A 15,271-nucleotide genomic window follows, 5' to 3' on the forward strand; every position below is an offset into this window, starting at 1 on the left:
CGAAACCCATCCACATGAGTCAAACTCCACCCTCTTTACCAGCGCTTGAAGTGCTGCCGCGCGACCTGTCGGCCTACCGCGAAGGCAACATCGGCATTGACTACGTGCACCGCTTCGAGTCCGGCAAGCCCGGCCCGCACGTGCTCATCAACGCGTTGACCCACGGCAACGAGATCTGCGGCATGGTGGCCGTGACCGACCTGCTCGACAAAGGGGTGCGCCCGCTCATCGGCACACTGACTTTGAGTTTTGCGCACGTGGAGGCCTACAACGCGTTCGACGCGGCCAAGCCTTTTGCCAACCGGCAAATGGTGCACAACCTCAACCGTGTGTGGTCTGATGAATTGCTCAGCGGCACTGAAGACAGCCCCGAACTGCGCCGCGCCCGCGCGCTGCGCCCGGTGGTGGCGGCGGCCGACCACATTCTTGATATCCACTCCACCAGCCAGGACGTGGTGCCGTTCTGGGTCTACCCCGCGTACGAGCGCAATGCGCGTGTGGCGCTGGCCGTGGGCATGCCTGCGGTGCACCTGGTGATGCCCAACGGCTTGGGTTCCGGTACGCCACTGATCCAACACGGCTTGCACGCGGGGCCCGATGCTCCAGGCGCTGCGCTAGTGGTCGAATGCGGCCAGCATTTCAAACAAGACGCGGCCAATGTGGCGAGCGAAGTGACGCTGCGCTTCCTGTCGCACTTTGGTTTGGTCGAGCGCGAAATCTTGGCGCCTGCCGCCACGCCACGCCGCTTCGAGTTGCTGCAAACGCTGCTGGTGCACACGCCTGAATTCCGCTTCACACGGCCCGTGCTTGGCTTTGAAACCTTTGCCCAAGGCGAGCTGATTGCCACCGATGGCGCGATTGAAATCATCTCGCCCTGCGACGACTGCACCGTGTTCATGCCCACGCGCGAGCCGATTGTGGGCGCCGAGGCGGTTTACCTCACGCGGCCTTTGTAATCCCGGCGAGGTTATCTGCGCGCGTCCAGCGCCATGCGCAGTGCCAGACCGGCCAGCACCGTGCCCATCAGGTAGCGCTGTACCGCAAGCCAGGTGGGACGGGTGCCCAGAAAGGCGGCCATCGTGCCGGCCGCCATCACGATAGCGCCATTCACGCTGACGCTGATGGCGATCTGCATCGTGCCCAACACCACCGCCTGCATGAAGACGTGGCCCGTAGTGGGGTCGATGAACTGCGGTAACAGCGACAGATAGAGCATGGCTGCTTTGGGGTTTAGAAGATTGGTCATGAACCCCATGGCAAACAGCCGGCGCGGGCTGTCGACCGGCAGGCTCTGCACCTGAAACGGTGAGCGCCCGCCCGGCTTCAGGGCCTGCCACGCCAGGTAGCCGAGATAGGCCGCACCAGCGAACCGCAACGCATCGTAGGCATAGGGCACGGCCAACACCAAAGACGTGATGCCGAGCGCCGCTGCCAGCATGTAGATCAAAAATGCCAGGGCAACGCCGCCCAACGACACCAGACCCGCGCGCCGCCCTTGGCAGATGGAACGAGACACCACGTACACCATGTTCGGGCCTGGCGTGAGCACCATGCCCAACGCGAGCAAGGCAAAGCCGATGAGGGACGAAGAATGCGGCACGGAAACTCCTGAAAGGGTAGGGATAGGCAACTATCGAAGGGACTGTATCCAGGCGAAGGGCCGATCACCAGATACAGAATCGCGCTCTCGCGTGCGATACAGCCATCAGCCTGGTGTGCCGATTTCGCTTTGCCATTACGCCCCGCCTGGCTGCAGCACCGCCCCCATCGCCGCTGGCGAGGTCTGCCGAATGTGCTCCACAAACCGGCGCAACTTGGCGGGGTAGTGCGGCGCGTACGGGTAGACCAGGCTGACCGGCAACGGCGCGGCTTGCCAGGCGGACGCCAGGTGGATGAGCCGCCCCTGCGCCACGTCGTCGGCCACCGCCCAGGCCGAGGCAATGCACACGCCCAAGCCCAGCAACGCGGCGCTGCGCAGGGCGAACAGACTGTCGGTGCTCATGCGCGGCTGGATGGGCAGGCGGGCCACGCGCTCGGCGTTGTCTTCGTGGCGCAGCACCACTTCGTTGCGGTAATAGGTGCTGAGCGCCAACCACGGCAGAGCGCCCAGTTCTTCCGCATGGCGCGGCAGTGGGCGTTCGCCCAGTATGGACGGCGCGGCCACCACGATGCGCGGCACCTGCGCCAGGCGGATCGCCACCAAGCCGGGGTCGTTCACCTCACCCACCTGGATTGCGCAGTCGATGCCCTCGGCGATGAAATCGGGCGCCCGGTCGTGCAGGCGCCAGTCGGCCGTCACACGTGGATGGCGGCGCAAGAACTCGGCCAGGGGAGCGATCAGCAAGGCCTGGCCGAAAGCATGCGGCGCCACCACGCGCAAGGTGCCCTCGGGCTCGTCGCCCGCACCGCGCAGTTCGGCCTCGAACACGTCCCAACTGGCCAGCATTTCCTTGGCGCGCAAATAACAACGTTGGCCGTCTTCGGTCAGCTTCATCGCGTGGGTGGAGCGGTGCAGCAAGCGCATGCCCAACGATCGCTCTAGTGCCTGCAGACGGCGGCTGACGGTGGGCTGTGTGGCGCCCAACTGCGCGGCCACGGCCGAGAGGCTGCCCGCCTCGACGATGCGCACAAAGGTGCGCATCAGCTCAATGCGGTCGGAGGTGGCACTGGCTGCAGCGGAGATAGGCGATTCTGTATTGCTCATACGCCGAGCGTATAACGATTGTGTGGCTGGCGCTACTACCCCAAGTGAGGTGAACTGGAGACACTCGCGGCATTCCTTTGAAAATACGGGTAAATACCATGTCTTCTATTCAAACTGCGCATGCGCATATGAGCAAACCAACCGCTGGCACCGCCAGTGCGGCGGTGTCTACCGGCCAACCCATGCCGGCTTCGCTGGTGCTGTTGCTGGCCACGGCGGCTGGCCTGGCCGTGGCCACGCTGTATTACAACCAGCCGATGCTGGGCGTGCTGGGCGCCAACATCGGTGCAACGGGGAGCCAGGTCGGCCTGGTGCCCACGCTCACGCAGCTTGGCTACGCCTTGGGCATCTTGCTGCTGGCGCCGCTGGGCGACCGCTACGACCGCCGCCGCATCATCTTGTTCAAGGCCGCCGCGTTGGTGGTGGCCTTGCTGGTCGCTGCCGCTTCACCGCACATCGGCGTGTTGCTCGCCGCGAGTTTGGCGATTGGTGTGTTTGCCACCTTGGCGCAAGACATCGTGCCCGCCGCCGCCACGCTGGCCCCCGAGGCCAACCGCGGCAAAGTGGTGGGTACGGTGATGACCGGCCTGCTGCTGGGCATCTTGTTGTCGCGTGTGGTCAGCGGGTTTGTGGCCGAGCACTTTGGCTGGCGCAGCATGTTCCTGGCGGCCGCCGTCAGCATTGCGGCGATTGGCGTGGCTTCGTGGCGCGGCCTGCCGCGCTTCAAGGCGACCACGCATTTGGCTTATGGCGCCTTGCTTGCCACCTTGATGCAACTCTGGCAACGGCATAGCGCGCTGCGCCGCGCCACGGTGGCGCAAGGTCTGTTGTCGGTGGGCTTCAGCGCGTTTTGGTCTACCTTGGCCGTGATGCTGCATGGCGAACCCTTCCACATGGGAGCCGCCGCCGCCGGTGCTTTTGGTCTGGCAGGTGCTGCTGGCGCCTTGGCCGCGCCCATGGCCGGCCGGATTGCCGACCGCAAAGGGCCAGAGCTGGTGACGCGTCTGGGTGCTGGTTTGGCCGCACTCTCGTTTGCTGCCATGGGCTTGGCGCACTTCCTGGTGCCACAAGCGCAAATCGTCTTGCTGGTGCTCACGGCCATTGGCTTTGACCTAGGTGTGCAAGCCTCGCTGGTGGCGCACCAGACCATCATCTACGGCATTGACCCGGGTGCACGCAGCCGCCTGAATGCGGTGCTGTTTGTGGGCATGTTCACCGGCATGGCGGCTGGTGGTGCATTGGGCGCGCTGGTGCTGGCGCAGTGGGGTTGGATGGCGGTGGCCGGGTTGGCCACGCTGGCCGGCGTAGGCGCCTTGGCCGTGCGCATGTGGCCCCAGGTTTCTGGTGTGAAGGCTTAAGGCAACGCTGAACAAGCCCCTCGTGCGCCGCGTTCCCTCGTTTTGGGCGATCTGCTGCGTTGCAAATCCGCGCCATAGCTACGGCTATGGTGCGGATTTGCGCCTTGCATCTCATCCCAAACCGAGGTTCGCGTCATCACGGGGACTTATTCAGCGTCGCCTTAATTCAAGCCTAAGCGGGGATGAACAGAGCCGGGTCCACCATGGCCCGGTTCAGGCTGATAGACCAATGCAAGTGCGGCCCCGTCACCCGGCCCGTGGCGCCCACGGCGCCCAGGCGTTTGCCCACCGGCAGCACATCGCCCACCGCCACGTCGATGCGGCTCAGGTGGCACACCATGCTGAGCACGCCGCCGCCGTGGTCCAGCCACACGGTGTTGCCGTTGAAGAAGTAGTCGCCGGTGTCGATCACCTTGCCGGCCAAGGGCGCCACGATGGGCGTTCCAGTGGGGGCTGCGATGTCCATGCCGCTGTGTGGATTACGCGCTTGCCCGTTGAACACGCGGCGCAAGCCAAACGAGCCCGAGCGGCGGCCTGACACCGGCGCGCGCATTTTCAGGTTGGCGGGCAGCGGCTCGGAGAAGGTGGCCATCACGGTTTGCAAATGCAGGCGTTCGCGCTCGTAGCGGGCTTCGTCTTCGGCTGACAAATCGACCTTGCCCGGCGCCACCTTCAAGCGCTGCTCGCGGTATTTTTTCGGGGCGATGGTGTAGGCCAACTTCCGTGGCTCGCCGCCCTCGGCCGGTGTGACGTTGACGCTGGCTTCGCCGGGCACAGCCGCCAGCGGAATGCCGACCACCGCCGTCCAACCTGTGGCGTCGCCCAGCACCAGCACCGGCAAGTCGCCTTCACCTGTGCGCACCACGGGGCGAGTGGGCGCTGGCCCCAGCGCCAGGTGTGCCACGCCACCGGGCACCAAGAGTGCGTGCGGCCAGGCGATGGGGGCGTGGTGGGCGGCTTTTGCAAATGCGGAGGATGCTGGCAGCAACAGCCCGCCCGCGAGGGAGGCGAGTGCAGTGCGGCGGGTGAAATGCTGGCTGGAATAGAGGCTGCAATCGCCGGATTTATTGTTATGCATGAATTAGGTCTCTGGCGCTTATCAGTGTAGCGCAGGCAGCTATGAATTCAGTAGTCTTCTGCCACCCGCTGGGGTGCCCCAGTCTACCGGGGCGCCCGTTGTTTTTTACGGCTTGCCGATCATGCGCGGCAAAACATTGGTGTGGCCCGGGCGGCGGTGCCACAGCGCCATGGTGATGTGGCCCACCACCAGGGCCAGCAGCACCCAGCCCAACTCGCCGTGCAGCAGGCTGCCGAGTTCCGTCATCCAGGAAATCTTGTCGTCGTGGCCTTGCATCAGCGGAATGCCAAACGGCGCAAACGCGCGGCCCGAGCCGTACTGGCGCAGCAGCGCAATAGCGGGCACGGCCAGCATCAAGGCGTAGAGCGCCAAGTGCCCCAGATGCGCGGCCAGATTGACGTGCGGCGGGCGTTGGCGCGCGTGTAAAAGCGCCCACACGGCCCGCAAGATCCACAGCGCGAAGATCAGTGCACCCACCGGTTTGTGCGCCTGCCACAGCAGAGCGTCGACGGCCGAGTCTTTGGCGAAGTAATGCGCTATTGCCGCCGCAAACACCACGGCAAAACACAGGGCCATGCCCCAGTGGAAGAAGCGGCTGACGCTACCGTAACGCCGAGCCGAGTCGGGCACCGGCCAAGAAGCGTCAGCGCTGACGCTGGAGGAGGGGTTCGCTGGAGATGTGCGCATGGCCGGCCTGTGGGGTGAGGGTTGGTGAAAACCCTTGGCAGACACGGCCCCGCGCACAAAAGTTCAGTTTGAATGCCGACTTAGCTTGCGTCTTTTTTCTACTTTACTTCCAGCGTATCCAACTGCCACACCGACAGGTCGTGGTAGTGCTTGACCTCGCCGGCGGCGAACTTGCCATAGGGGTAGATGACAAAAATCGGCCCCTTGTCGCGCGATGACATGGCCTTGCCGTTCATCTGCACGGCCAAGATCACGTCGTGCTGTGTGGCGTCGCTGAACGGAATGTTCACGGCATAGTCGTTGATGGCTACTGCTTTGATCGTCGACCCCGTGGCCCCGGCCGCAATCAACACGTCGCGCAGCAACGGCCCGCTGAAAGTCACCTTGCGCGGATACCAAGGCGTGTCGACGTTGTGGGTCACCTGCGGCAGGCTCTCCAGCATGCGCATGTCGAACTCGGCTACCTGGCCTTTGTTCGGCTTGGCCACATTGCCTTTGACCGTGAGTACCACTTTGTCCGTCGGTTTGGTTTGCGCCCATGCCTGTGTGCCGGTGATGCTCAACGCGGCGCAAAGAAGTGCGCCTAGGGTATGGCGGCGACTTGTCATTTAGGTGTGCCTTGTGCGAGTTGGGCCAGCGCTTCCACATCCACCTCGTCAATTTGCGATGGGCTCAGGAAGCGCTCGGCATACATCCGCCAAACGCCATTGCGCAGGAAGTACAAATACAGCTCCACGTCGATGTGCCGGTCTTTGCACATAAAGGCCATGATGCGCAGCGATTCCGACAAGGTCTTGGGCGGTTTGTACGGCCGGTCGGCGGCGGTCAGTGCCTCAAAAATATCGGCCAGCGCCATGATGCGGTCGGTGGTTTGCAGTGCTTCGCCGGGCAGGCGGCGCGGGTAGCCTTGGCCGTCCATCTTTTCGTGGTGGTTGGCGGCGATGTCAGGCACACGTTCCAGGTGCGCGGGCCACGGCAGCTTCTTCAGCATGATGTAGGTCTGCACGATGTGGTCGTTGATGGCGAAGCGGTCTTCGTCGGTGAGCGTGCCACGGCGGATGGCCAGGTTGTGCAACTCGCCCATGTTTTGGCGCTGCGCGGGCAGGCGCATGTTGAAACCATGCTGGTTGCGCGGGTCTCCGGCTTCGACCGGGGGACGTTCGTCGCCCCAGGGCACGACGTGGTCGGCACGGTCGGCCAACAGGTGTTCTGTGGCGGGCAGCGGCACGGGGGCGGTGCGGTCGCGTGTCAGCCGCTTCTTCTCTTCAACGCCCAGGCCCAGGGTGTCGTCGAACTGGCGTTGCCAGGTGGTTTGCGCCACCTGCCGCAAGCGCGCAATCGCCTCGTCGGACATGAATTCGCCACCCACATTGCTGTCGGCCACGAAGCGGAAGTCGGCTTGCAACTGGGCCTGTTTCTCTGCCAGTTGTTGCTGCGTGGTATCGCGGTCTTCACCCGCCAACTGCGCGCGCAGGGCAGTGATTTCGGCGTCGCGCCAGAGCACTTCAAAGCGCATGCGCACTTCGTGGATGCGGTTGTAAATGCCTTCGAGCTTGGTGGCCTTGTCGACGATGTGCTCAGGGCTGGTGACCTTGCCACAGTCGTGCAGCCAGGCGCCAAGGTAAAAGGCGTAACGCTCGTTCTCGCTGAGTTGAAAGGCCGCATACGGGCCGGTGGCATCGGCCGTCATCTGGTCGACCAGCATCAGCGCGAGTTCGGGCACACGCTCGCAGTGCCCGCCGGTGTAAGGGCTCTTGGCGTCGATGGCGTCGGCCAGCACGCGGATCACCGCGTCGAACAGATTCTTCTGCGCCTCGATGAGTTGCCGGGTTTCTATGGCCACGGCCAGCATGCCGGTGAGGCGTGTCACAAAAGCTTGAAACTCGGGGGCGGTGTGCATCTGGTCGGCGCTGTGCACCAGCACCAGCAAACCTTCGAGCTGGCCGCTGCGGCCACGCAGTTCAAACTCGGCGCGCTGGTGTGTGGCGTTGACGGCGCGCGAGCGCAGGCGCTCGGCATCGTTGGCCGCATAAGCAAAGGTTTCCTGCAGTGTGTCTTGCTCGCCGGCAAGTGCTGCGCGCAGCATGGTGCCGCTGTCGCGCTGCCACAGGTACACACCGCCACCTTCGCTGCGCGTGGCCGCCACAATTTTTTCCAGCACCTGGCCCAACATGCTGTCGATGCGAGCCTCGGCCCCGAGCACACGGCTGATGTCCAGAAACGCCTCAACCGCCACGCTCACGTTGTCTACCACCTCGTGCAAGGTGCGCACTTCGCGCAGGTTGGTGGGTGCCGTGGGCGGGTGCGAAAAATCAAAGGCCGACATGCGCCGGGCGCGGGCTGTGGCGTCTTCCAGGGCCTTGCCGATGCTGCTGCCCGCCCACCAGCCCAGTGGCAGAAACAGCAGGATGAACCCGGCCGCAATCAAGATCAACCGGTCGCGGTTGCGCTGCAGGTCGCCCAGCAGTTCATCGGCCGGTGCGGCCACCAGCAAACGCAGGCGCACACCTTCAATGGCATCAAACGGCATGGCGATGCCGAGCCAATCTTTGCCATTGGCTTGGTACGACACGGCACGTTCATCTTTGGCCTGCGCCTGCAGTTGTGTGAGGGCGTCTACGCCCAGATCGGTCAACGAGCGGAAGCCAATTTCGTCAGAGTTTTCACGCTGCACCAGCACGGCTTGCATGTCGCGGTAGGCCACTACCTCGTTGTTGTCGCCTACCAGCGCCAACTCCGAACCCGGCGTGAGCCGCAGGTCGCCCAGGCTTTCGGCCAGGTCGTCCAAGGTCATGTCCAGGGCGACGATGGTTTTGCCGTTGGTCGCCAGTTTCGACAGGCTGATGCCCACCTGCCGGGTCGAGAAGAAAACATAGGGCTTGGAAACCACCGTGGCCACGGTGTCCTTGGCTGCAACGTACCAGGCGCGTTGGCGTGGGTCGAAGCGGTAGTCGGGCATCTCGCGGTGCTGGAGCAGATGGCTCTCGGCGTTGAAGAAGTGGTAGGCGCCCTTGCTCTCTCCGGCTGCATTGGTGGTGACCGTTTGCACTAAAAAGTTGGCTTGAGGTGGGGCCTGAAAACGTTGCCGAATCTCGCGTTGGTCAAGCGGCCGCACCAGCAGAAAGTCGCCGTTTTCATAACCGACGTAGATGGCCGAGACCAAATTGTTGGCCGACAACTCTGCCGCAAAAACGCCCACGCGGCTGAGCCGATCTTCCACACTGGTGGCTGACACGATGGGGTCGAAGGCCAGCGTACGCAGGGTGGCGGCGCCCGGGTCGACCATGCGCCGCGAGCGCTCGGTGGTGATCTGGCCCGCATCGCGCGCGGTGCGGGTGGCTGTGTCGAGCAACACTTGCCGCGACCCGAGCCAGCCGATGGTGAGCACCACAATCGTCATGATCACCATCGCCCCGACCACCATGCCTGCAATCGCCGCTCTGACCGGCAGCCCTTTGGCTTGAACTCTCATTCCTGTGCGTGCCCTTCAAGGATGCTCTGCAGTCGTCAGCATGGGCTGGTGGTGCGGATCGGGGTCGGGATGGGATGCTTAGCGCAGTTGGCCGTTCACAGTCGAAGCGAGTGGAGTGCGCCTAAAAGACCAAGAGCCGGTGCTCACAAAGCATGAGTTCCATATTCTGGGCAGATGCGGCTCACAAAGGAAACCCCAAATTCAAAAAGACTGCTTACAGAATATCTGGTGTTGTTACAACATCACACCCCCGGAAGCTGGGGTGGGATGGCACACCCTGTTGTCTCTTATGCCGAAGACCAGGGATTGAAGATTTGCACGGGCAGGCCTGCAAAGTCTTTGGCGTTGCGTGTGACCAAGACGAGGTCGTGCGCCAACGCTGTAGCTGCCAGCAAACTGTCGATGGCAGGCAAAGGGCGCCCCGCTGCGGCCACCAGACGGCCCCAGCGGTCGGCAACGGCAGCGTCCACGTCCAAAATGCGACCGGTAAAGAATAGGGGGAGATCGGTTTCTAGCCAATCCAGCAAGGCTTGGCGGCGGGTGGTTTCGGCCACACCTTCCACGCCCTTGCGGATTTCCCCCAAGGTCAACACACTCAAGTAAAGCGTGACGGGAGGGCGCTTGGCGAACCACGCCACCACGTTTGCGTCGGGCGACTTGCGGCGCAACTCCGAAAGCACGTTGGTGTCGACCAGGTAACTCACAATCCGGTCTCGTGGCTGTCGCGTGTCAGACTGGCATCGCGGTCCAACTCAAGCTTGTCCATGTCAAACAATGGCGAGCGCTGCATGAAGTCCACCAGCGAACCTTGGCTGTTGGAAAGCGATTCAAAGGTTTCACGTGATACCACCACCGCCACGGAATGCCCGTGCACGGTGATGTCCTGTGGCTGATGTTGGGCCGACTTCACGACCTCGGAAAGCCGAGCCTTGGCATCCTGCATTTGCCATGTTTGCATAGAGCCTCCTTTGAATCTGACTAGGTTGGTCAGATTTTAAGGCTTTAAAGATCATGGCTCAACTTTTTACCGTGCTGTTGGATCGTTTCCAGACACAGCGCGGAGCGTTCTGCACGCTGAAAGCAAATCAGCCAACCCGGCAAAAGCCTGAAACGGCATTTACTGGGTTGGCTGACGAAGAGCGCTCAGAGAACTAAGGTGGTGAGCTTATTTACCCCAACTGTCTTTCAACCCCACCGCCAAGTTGAACACTGGCTTCCCGGCTTGATGGTCCAACTTGTCGGCCACAAAGTAGCCGTGGCGCTCGAACTGGAACTTTTGTTCTGGCAGGGCGTTGGCCAGCGAGGGCTCGACGATGGCGGTGGCGATCTTCAGGCTCTTGGGGTTGAGGCTTTCCAGGTGGTTTTTGCCACCGGCGTCGGGCTGGGCTTCGAGGTAGAGGCGGTCGTAGAGGCGAACTTCGGCCTGCACGCCGTCTGCAGCGCCGACCCAGGTGATGGCGGCCTTGACCTTGACGCTGTCGGCACCGGGTGTGCCGCTCTTGGTGTCGGGCACCACGGTGGCCAGCACTTCGGTCACTTTGCCATCGGCGTCGCGTGTGCAGCCGGTGCATTCGATGACGTAGCCGCCTTTGAGGCGCACCTTGTTGCCCGGGAACAGGCGCTTGTAGCCCTTGGGGGGCACTTCTTCAAAGTCTTCGCGGTCGATCCACAGTTCCTTGCCGATGGTGAAGTGGCGCGGCGCAGGCTCGGGCGTGCCTTCGGGCGGATGCGGCAGCGCGGGCAGGGTGCACGGCTCCAAGTGGCCAGCGCCCATCACGTCATCCCAGTTGGTGAGCACCAACTTGACCGGGTCGAGCACGGCCATGCCACGGTGGGCGGTGGTTTCCAGCGTTTCGCGCAAAGCGGCTTCCAGGCTGGCGTAGTCGGTCCAGCCACCAGATTTGGTCACGCCGCTGCGTTCGCAGAACAGCTTCAACGCATCGGCCGTGTAGCCACGGCGGCGCAGGCCGGCCAGCGTGGGCATGCGAGGGTCGTTCCAGCCGGTGACGTGGTTTTCTTCCACCAGTTGGCGCAGCTTGCGCTTGCTGGTGACGATGTGGTTGATGTTGAGCCGCGCAAACTCGTATTGGCGTGGGTGCGGGCTGGCGATCAGGCCTCCTTCGGCCAGGCGGTCGAGCAGCCAGTCGTAAAACGGGCGTTGGTCTTCAAATTCCAGCGTGCAGATGCTGTGGGTGATTTGTTCCAGCGCGTCTTCGATCGGGTGGGCGAAGGTGTACATCGGGTAGATGCACCAGGTGTCGCCGGTGTTGTGGTGCGTGGCGCGGCGAATGCGGTACAGCGCGGGGTCGCGCATGTTGATGTTCGGGCTGGCCATGTCGATCTTGGCGCGCAGGATGGCGGCGCCGTCGGCCAGCTTGCCGTCTTTCATTTCGCGCAGGCGTGCCAGGTTCTCGGCCGGCGTGCGGCTGCGGAACGGGCTGTTGGTGCCGGGTGTGGTGAAGTCGCCACGGTTGGCGCGCATCTGCTCGGGCGTTTGCTCGTCGACGTAGGCCAGGCCTTGTTCCACCAGGTACTCGGCGGCGCGGTACATGAAGTCGAAGTAGTTGCTGGCAAAGTATTCGTGCGGCTGCAAGGTGCCGGGCGCGCTGGGGCGGTCGGCCAGTTGGGTCTCGTAACCCATCCAGTCGATGGCGTCGCGGATGGCGTCCACGTACTCTTGTTCTTCTTTTTCGGGGTTGGTGTCGTCAAAGCGCAGGTGGCACACGCCGCCGTACTCGGCTGCCAGGCTGAAGTTCAGCCAGATGCTCTTGGCGTGGCCGATGTGTAAGTAGCCGTTGGGCTCTGGCGGAAAGCGCATGCGCACTTTGGCTGGGTCTTCCATGCCGGCGGCGTGGTGGGCAGCGTCGCCCGGCGAGCCGGCCCATTGGCGGCCGTTGTACTGGCCTTGGGCCAGGTCAGACTCGATCACCTGGCGCAAAAAGTTGCTCGGTTTGATGGGTTCGGCGGGCGTGGCAGTGCCGTGGGCGGGGGCTGCGGAATTTGGGGTTGGGGAGCTCATTGATTGATTTTAGGCGGGCTCAAGGGCTGTTACGTTTGGGAACCAGCTTTAACCAAGTGGGTCGTAGTCCACAACGGCATTCGCGCGTTAATGGAGTACAGCCCGGTTTTCTATTTGGGTTGTTTATCAGTCGACTTCAAGGAGATTTCCATGTCGCTCAAAACTTCTTTCTTTGCCCGCGCCGCTGCTGCTGGTGTGTTGGCAATCGTCGCTCTGGGAGCCGCTGGTGTGGCCCAGGCCCGTAGTGATGTGAGCTGGTCGGTGGGCATTGGCCTGCCAGGTGCTGCCGTGGCAGTGGGTAACGGCTACGGTTATGTGCAGCCCGCACCCGTCTATGTGGCGCCAGCGCCGGTATATGCGCCCGGCTACGTGCAGAACTACGTTCCGCCTGTGGCTTACGTGCAACCTGGCTATGCGCCGCCGGTTTACGTGGCCCCGCGCCCCGTGATCTACGCGCCGCCGGTGTACGTGGCGCCGCGTCCGGTGTATGTGCGACCCGGCTACTACGGTCGTGGCTACTATGACGGCCGAGGCTATTACGATGGTCGCGGCCACGGACATGGCCACCGCTAAAAATCTAAAGAAAAGAGCTGTTGGGGCTTAGCTAGGCTGTGGAGCCAGCTACAAAGAGCATAGCGGTTTTGATGCCCAGCACGGTCAACGCTAGAGAGCCGAGCACGTGCACCGCCGCCACGCCCAAGGCCAGGGCGTAGCGTTGCTCCAGCAGCATGGCCACCACCTCCGCCGAAAAGGTGGAGAAGGTGGTCAGCCCGCCCAAAAAGCCCGTCACCAGCACCAGCCGCCACACCGGGTCGAGCTGCGGCATGGCTTGGAATACGCCCACGCACACCCCAATGAGGTAGCCACCAATCAGATTGGCGGCGAGCGTGCCCCAGGGCAAAAGGCCGCCGGGGTTGAGCCAAAGGCCCAATCGCCAGCGGGCCAGGGCGCCGAGCGAGGCGCCTACAGAAATCGCGATGACAGGTAGTGCAGCAGGAAACATGCGGCGGATTCTAGGTGTTCAGTCTAGTGATCCGCGCCCATGAACACGTCCGGCAAGATGGTCACGATGCTCGGGAACACGGTGATCAACGCAATACACACCACTAGGCAGAAGAAGAACGGGATGGCCGCGCGGGCGATGATGTTGCTGTCTTTGCCCGTCATGTTCTGCAGCACAAACAGGTTGAAGCCCACCGGCGGCGTGACCTCGGCAATCTCGACCAGCAGCACGATGAAGATGCCGAACCAGATCAGGTCGAACCCCGCCTTCTGGATCATCGGCAGCACCACCGCGCTGGTGAGCACGATCATGCTGATGCCGTCGAGTGCCGTGCCCAAAATCAAATACACCACCACCAGCGCGCCGATGAGCGCGTAGGGTGACAGGTGCATGCTGTCCACCCATTCGGCCAGCTCGCGCGGAATGCCGGTGAAGGCCATGGTTTTGGTCAGGAACGCGGCACCGGCCAGGATGAACATGATCATGCAACTGGTGCGCGTGGCGCCCATCAGCGCGTCTTTGAAGTTCTTCCAGCTCAGGCTGCGGCCCCAGGCGGCGATGGCCAGCGAACCTAGTACGCCAAACGCGGCGCATTCGGTGGCAGTGGCCCAACCGGCCACCAACACCCAGACGATGAACACGATGAGCAGCGCACACGGAATCAAATTGCCGGAGAGGCGAATCTTCTCCATGAACGTGGTCGGTGGGTCGGCCGGGGGCACTTTGTCGGGGTTGCGGATGCTCCACCAGGCGATGTAGCCGGAGAACAGCGCCATCAGCAAAAAGCCCGGCAGAAAGCCCGCCAGGAAGATGCGGATGATGGACGCATCGGCCGCCACGGCGTAGACCACCATGGTGATGGACGGCGGAATCAAAATGCCCAGCGTGCCGGCGGTGGCCAGCGAGCCGATGGCCAGTTTCTCGTCGTAGCCTCGGCGCTTGAGTTCTGGCAGGGCCACCTTGGCAATGGTGGCGCAGGTAGCGGCCGATGAACCCGAGACCGAGCCGAACACACCACAACCGATGATGGTGGTGTGCATCAAACGGCCGGGCACGCGGTTCAGCCAGGGGCGCAGGCCTTCGAACATCTCTTCACTGAGCTTGGTGCGAAACAGGATTTCGCCCATCCAGATGAACAGCGGCAAGGCGGCCAGTTCCCAACTCGCGTTGCTTTCCCAGAAAGACGAGAACAGGTTTTTCGCCGGCAAAGTATTGGTGAAGAAGGCCTGCCCAACCCAGCCCACAATGGCCAGCGTCATGGCGATCCACACGCCGCCAGACAACAGCAGCAGCATGATGAGCAGCAAGCCTGCGCCCATCAGTAAGGTTTCCATCATGGTTGCCAAGCTCCCTGCACAAACAGTGTTGTTTTCATTTTTTAAATCGCTTCGAAGAGCAGAAACAGAAGCTCAAACGTCAGATGAAAAATCGCCCGCCGCGTGCCGCTCTTCAATGGCGCGCTGGTAGCTTGGTTTTTCACCGCGCACCACGCCCACCAGTTCGTCGACCATGGCGATCAGCAACAGCCAGCAGCCGATGACAAAGGTGGATTGCGGAATCCAGATCGGGATGACCACCAGGCCAGTGGCCATCTCGGCGAACTCGTAGCTCTCCCAGGTGAAGCTGGTGGCGGCGTAGGTGAGGTAGGCCACCGAGACGGAGGCGATCAGCAGGCAGATCACGTCCAGCACGCGGCGCACCTTGGGGCTCACAGTGTCGAGCAGCAGCGTCACGCGCACAAAGTCGCCGTGGCGAAACGCGTGTGCCATGGCGAAGAAAGCGGCGGCGGCGCAAAGCCAGGCCACCACGTCGTTGAGCCCGCTCACATGCCAGTTCATCTGCCGGCCCACGCCAGCCAAGATCATCAGCACGAAGATCAGGAACACACAAAGGGCGCCAAGCGCCCCGGCCCCGTTGTAGAGGCCATCTAGAAAGCGGCGCATATCGAGC

General features: G+C 62.9%; 16 protein-coding genes. 4 read left to right on the forward strand and 12 right to left on the reverse strand.

Annotated features, from left to right (window positions below; translation table 11 throughout):
• Window positions 1–14 precede the first annotated feature (14 nt).
• Window positions 15–956: a M14 family metallopeptidase gene (locus ACPWMG_RS06570; RefSeq protein WP_483303852.1), complete on the forward strand. Its 942-nt coding sequence runs from the start codon at window positions 15–17 to the stop codon at window positions 954–956.
• A gap of 11 nt (window positions 957–967) precedes the next feature.
• On the opposite strand, the gene ACPWMG_RS06575 is transcribed toward ACPWMG_RS06570, so the two are convergent.
• Both ACPWMG_RS06575 and ACPWMG_RS06580 read right to left on the reverse strand, forming a co-directional pair.
• A complete protein-coding gene (locus ACPWMG_RS06575; protein ID WP_483303853.1) occupies window positions 968–1,600 on the reverse strand; it encodes a LysE family translocator in 633 nt (210 codons plus the stop codon).
• Between the two features lie 135 nt (window positions 1,601–1,735).
• Window positions 1,736–2,704, reverse strand: a complete 969-nt coding sequence (locus ACPWMG_RS06580) for a LysR family transcriptional regulator (RefSeq protein ID WP_483303854.1) — start codon at window positions 2,702–2,704, stop codon at window positions 1,736–1,738.
• A gap of 98 nt (window positions 2,705–2,802) precedes the next feature.
• Here ACPWMG_RS06580 and ACPWMG_RS06585 point away from each other — a divergent pair, with 98 nt between their 5' ends.
• Complete coding sequence (locus ACPWMG_RS06585) at window positions 2,803–4,062, forward strand: MFS transporter (RefSeq protein WP_483303855.1); 1,260 nt, start codon at window positions 2,803–2,805, stop codon at window positions 4,060–4,062.
• A gap of 172 nt (window positions 4,063–4,234) precedes the next feature.
• Here the strand turns inward: ACPWMG_RS06585 and ACPWMG_RS06590 are convergent, their stop codons facing one another.
• From ACPWMG_RS06590 to ACPWMG_RS06615, 6 genes are all read right to left on the reverse strand, one after another.
• Window positions 4,235–5,140, reverse strand: coding sequence for a peptidoglycan DD-metalloendopeptidase family protein (locus ACPWMG_RS06590; protein ID WP_483303856.1), 906 nt, complete (start codon window positions 5,138–5,140; stop codon window positions 4,235–4,237).
• Between the two features lie 105 nt (window positions 5,141–5,245).
• Window positions 5,246–5,827, reverse strand: a complete 582-nt coding sequence (locus ACPWMG_RS06595; RefSeq protein WP_483303857.1) for a cytochrome b — start codon at window positions 5,825–5,827, stop codon at window positions 5,246–5,248.
• Window positions 5,828–5,925: 98 nt separating this feature from the next.
• The gene (locus ACPWMG_RS06600; RefSeq protein WP_483303858.1) at window positions 5,926–6,435 is read right to left on the reverse strand and encodes a putative pterin-binding protein; all 510 of its coding nucleotides are present in this window, start codon (window positions 6,433–6,435) and stop codon (window positions 5,926–5,928) included.
• Window positions 6,432–9,299 carry an HD domain-containing phosphohydrolase gene (locus ACPWMG_RS06605; RefSeq protein ID WP_483303859.1) on the reverse strand — a complete coding sequence of 956 codons (2,868 nt, stop codon included), beginning with the start codon at window positions 9,297–9,299 and terminating at the stop codon, window positions 6,432–6,434. The genes ACPWMG_RS06600 and ACPWMG_RS06605 overlap by 4 nt, the downstream gene beginning before the upstream one ends.
• A gap of 287 nt (window positions 9,300–9,586) precedes the next feature.
• Complete coding sequence (locus ACPWMG_RS06610; protein ID WP_483303860.1) at window positions 9,587–10,003, reverse strand: PIN domain-containing protein; 417 nt, start codon at window positions 10,001–10,003, stop codon at window positions 9,587–9,589.
• Complete coding sequence (locus ACPWMG_RS06615; RefSeq protein ID WP_483303861.1) at window positions 10,000–10,257, reverse strand: type II toxin-antitoxin system Phd/YefM family antitoxin; 258 nt, start codon at window positions 10,255–10,257, stop codon at window positions 10,000–10,002. Before ACPWMG_RS06615 ends, ACPWMG_RS06610 begins: the two co-directional genes overlap by 4 nt.
• Window positions 10,258–10,310: 53 nt before the next feature.
• Here ACPWMG_RS06615 and ACPWMG_RS06620 point away from each other — a divergent pair, with 53 nt between their 5' ends.
• Window positions 10,311–10,454, forward strand: a complete 144-nt coding sequence (locus ACPWMG_RS06620; RefSeq protein ID WP_483303862.1) for a hypothetical protein — start codon at window positions 10,311–10,313, stop codon at window positions 10,452–10,454.
• A gap of 10 nt (window positions 10,455–10,464) precedes the next feature.
• Here ACPWMG_RS06620 and ACPWMG_RS06625 read toward each other — a convergent pair whose 3' ends face one another.
• Entirely contained in the window at window positions 10,465–12,318 is a 1,854-nt protein-coding gene (locus tag ACPWMG_RS06625; protein WP_483303863.1) for a glutamine--tRNA ligase/YqeY domain fusion protein, read from the reverse strand.
• Window positions 12,319–12,468: 150 nt separating this feature from the next.
• Between ACPWMG_RS06625 and ACPWMG_RS06630 the strand changes: the two genes are divergently transcribed.
• Window positions 12,469–12,891, forward strand: a complete 423-nt coding sequence (locus ACPWMG_RS06630) for a hypothetical protein (protein WP_483303864.1) — start codon at window positions 12,469–12,471, stop codon at window positions 12,889–12,891.
• 31 nt (window positions 12,892–12,922) lie between these two features.
• On the opposite strand, the gene crcB is transcribed toward ACPWMG_RS06630, so the two are convergent.
• The 3 genes from crcB to ACPWMG_RS06645 form a co-directional block, all read right to left on the reverse strand.
• Window positions 12,923–13,321: a fluoride efflux transporter CrcB gene (gene crcB, locus ACPWMG_RS06635; RefSeq protein WP_483303865.1), complete on the reverse strand. Its 399-nt coding sequence runs from the start codon at window positions 13,319–13,321 to the stop codon at window positions 12,923–12,925.
• Window positions 13,322–13,344: 23 nt separating this feature from the next.
• Entirely contained in the window at window positions 13,345–14,655 is a 1,311-nt protein-coding gene (locus ACPWMG_RS06640) for a TRAP transporter large permease (protein ID WP_483305193.1), read from the reverse strand.
• 75 nt (window positions 14,656–14,730) lie between these two features.
• Entirely contained in the window at window positions 14,731–15,264 is a 534-nt protein-coding gene (locus ACPWMG_RS06645) for a TRAP transporter small permease (protein WP_483303866.1), read from the reverse strand.
• Window positions 15,265–15,271: the final 7 nt, after the last annotated feature.

The sequence above is a fragment of the Hydrophilobacter chitinilyticus genome, assembly GCF_049860745.1.
Classification (GTDB): Bacteria; Pseudomonadota; Gammaproteobacteria; order Burkholderiales; family Burkholderiaceae_C; genus Rhodoferax_B.

What these genes read in the sequence shown, in the direction of transcription:
- ACPWMG_RS06570 (WP_483303852.1), top strand. Translation starts at nt 15, where the DNA reads ATGAGTCAAACTCCACCCTCTTTACCAGCGCTTGAAGTGCTGCCGCGC.
- ACPWMG_RS06580 (WP_483303854.1), bottom strand. Translation starts at nt 2,704, where the DNA reads ATGAGCAATACAGAATCGCCTATCTCCGCTGCAGCCAGTGCCACCTCC.
- ACPWMG_RS06585 (WP_483303855.1), top strand. Translation starts at nt 2,803, where the DNA reads ATGTCTTCTATTCAAACTGCGCATGCGCATATGAGCAAACCAACCGCT.
- ACPWMG_RS06590 (WP_483303856.1), bottom strand. Translation starts at nt 5,140, where the DNA reads ATGCATAACAATAAATCCGGCGATTGCAGCCTCTATTCCAGCCAGCAT.
- ACPWMG_RS06595 (WP_483303857.1), bottom strand. Translation starts at nt 5,827, where the DNA reads ATGCGCACATCTCCAGCGAACCCCTCCTCCAGCGTCAGCGCTGACGCT.
- ACPWMG_RS06600 (WP_483303858.1), bottom strand. Translation starts at nt 6,435, where the DNA reads ATGACAAGTCGCCGCCATACCCTAGGCGCACTTCTTTGCGCCGCGTTG.
- ACPWMG_RS06605 (WP_483303859.1), bottom strand. Translation starts at nt 9,299, where the DNA reads ATGAGAGTTCAAGCCAAAGGGCTGCCGGTCAGAGCGGCGATTGCAGGC.
- ACPWMG_RS06615 (WP_483303861.1), bottom strand. Translation starts at nt 10,257, where the DNA reads ATGCAAACATGGCAAATGCAGGATGCCAAGGCTCGGCTTTCCGAGGTC.
- ACPWMG_RS06620 (WP_483303862.1), top strand. Translation starts at nt 10,311, where the DNA reads ATGGCTCAACTTTTTACCGTGCTGTTGGATCGTTTCCAGACACAGCGC.
- ACPWMG_RS06625 (WP_483303863.1), bottom strand. Translation starts at nt 12,318, where the DNA reads ATGAGCTCCCCAACCCCAAATTCCGCAGCCCCCGCCCACGGCACTGCC.
- ACPWMG_RS06630 (WP_483303864.1), top strand. Translation starts at nt 12,469, where the DNA reads ATGTCGCTCAAAACTTCTTTCTTTGCCCGCGCCGCTGCTGCTGGTGTG.
- crcB (WP_483303865.1), bottom strand. Translation starts at nt 13,321, where the DNA reads ATGTTTCCTGCTGCACTACCTGTCATCGCGATTTCTGTAGGCGCCTCG.
- ACPWMG_RS06640 (WP_483305193.1), bottom strand. Translation starts at nt 14,655, where the DNA reads ATGGAAACCTTACTGATGGGCGCAGGCTTGCTGCTCATCATGCTGCTG.
- ACPWMG_RS06645 (WP_483303866.1), bottom strand. Translation starts at nt 15,264, where the DNA reads ATGCGCCGCTTTCTAGATGGCCTCTACAACGGGGCCGGGGCGCTTGGC.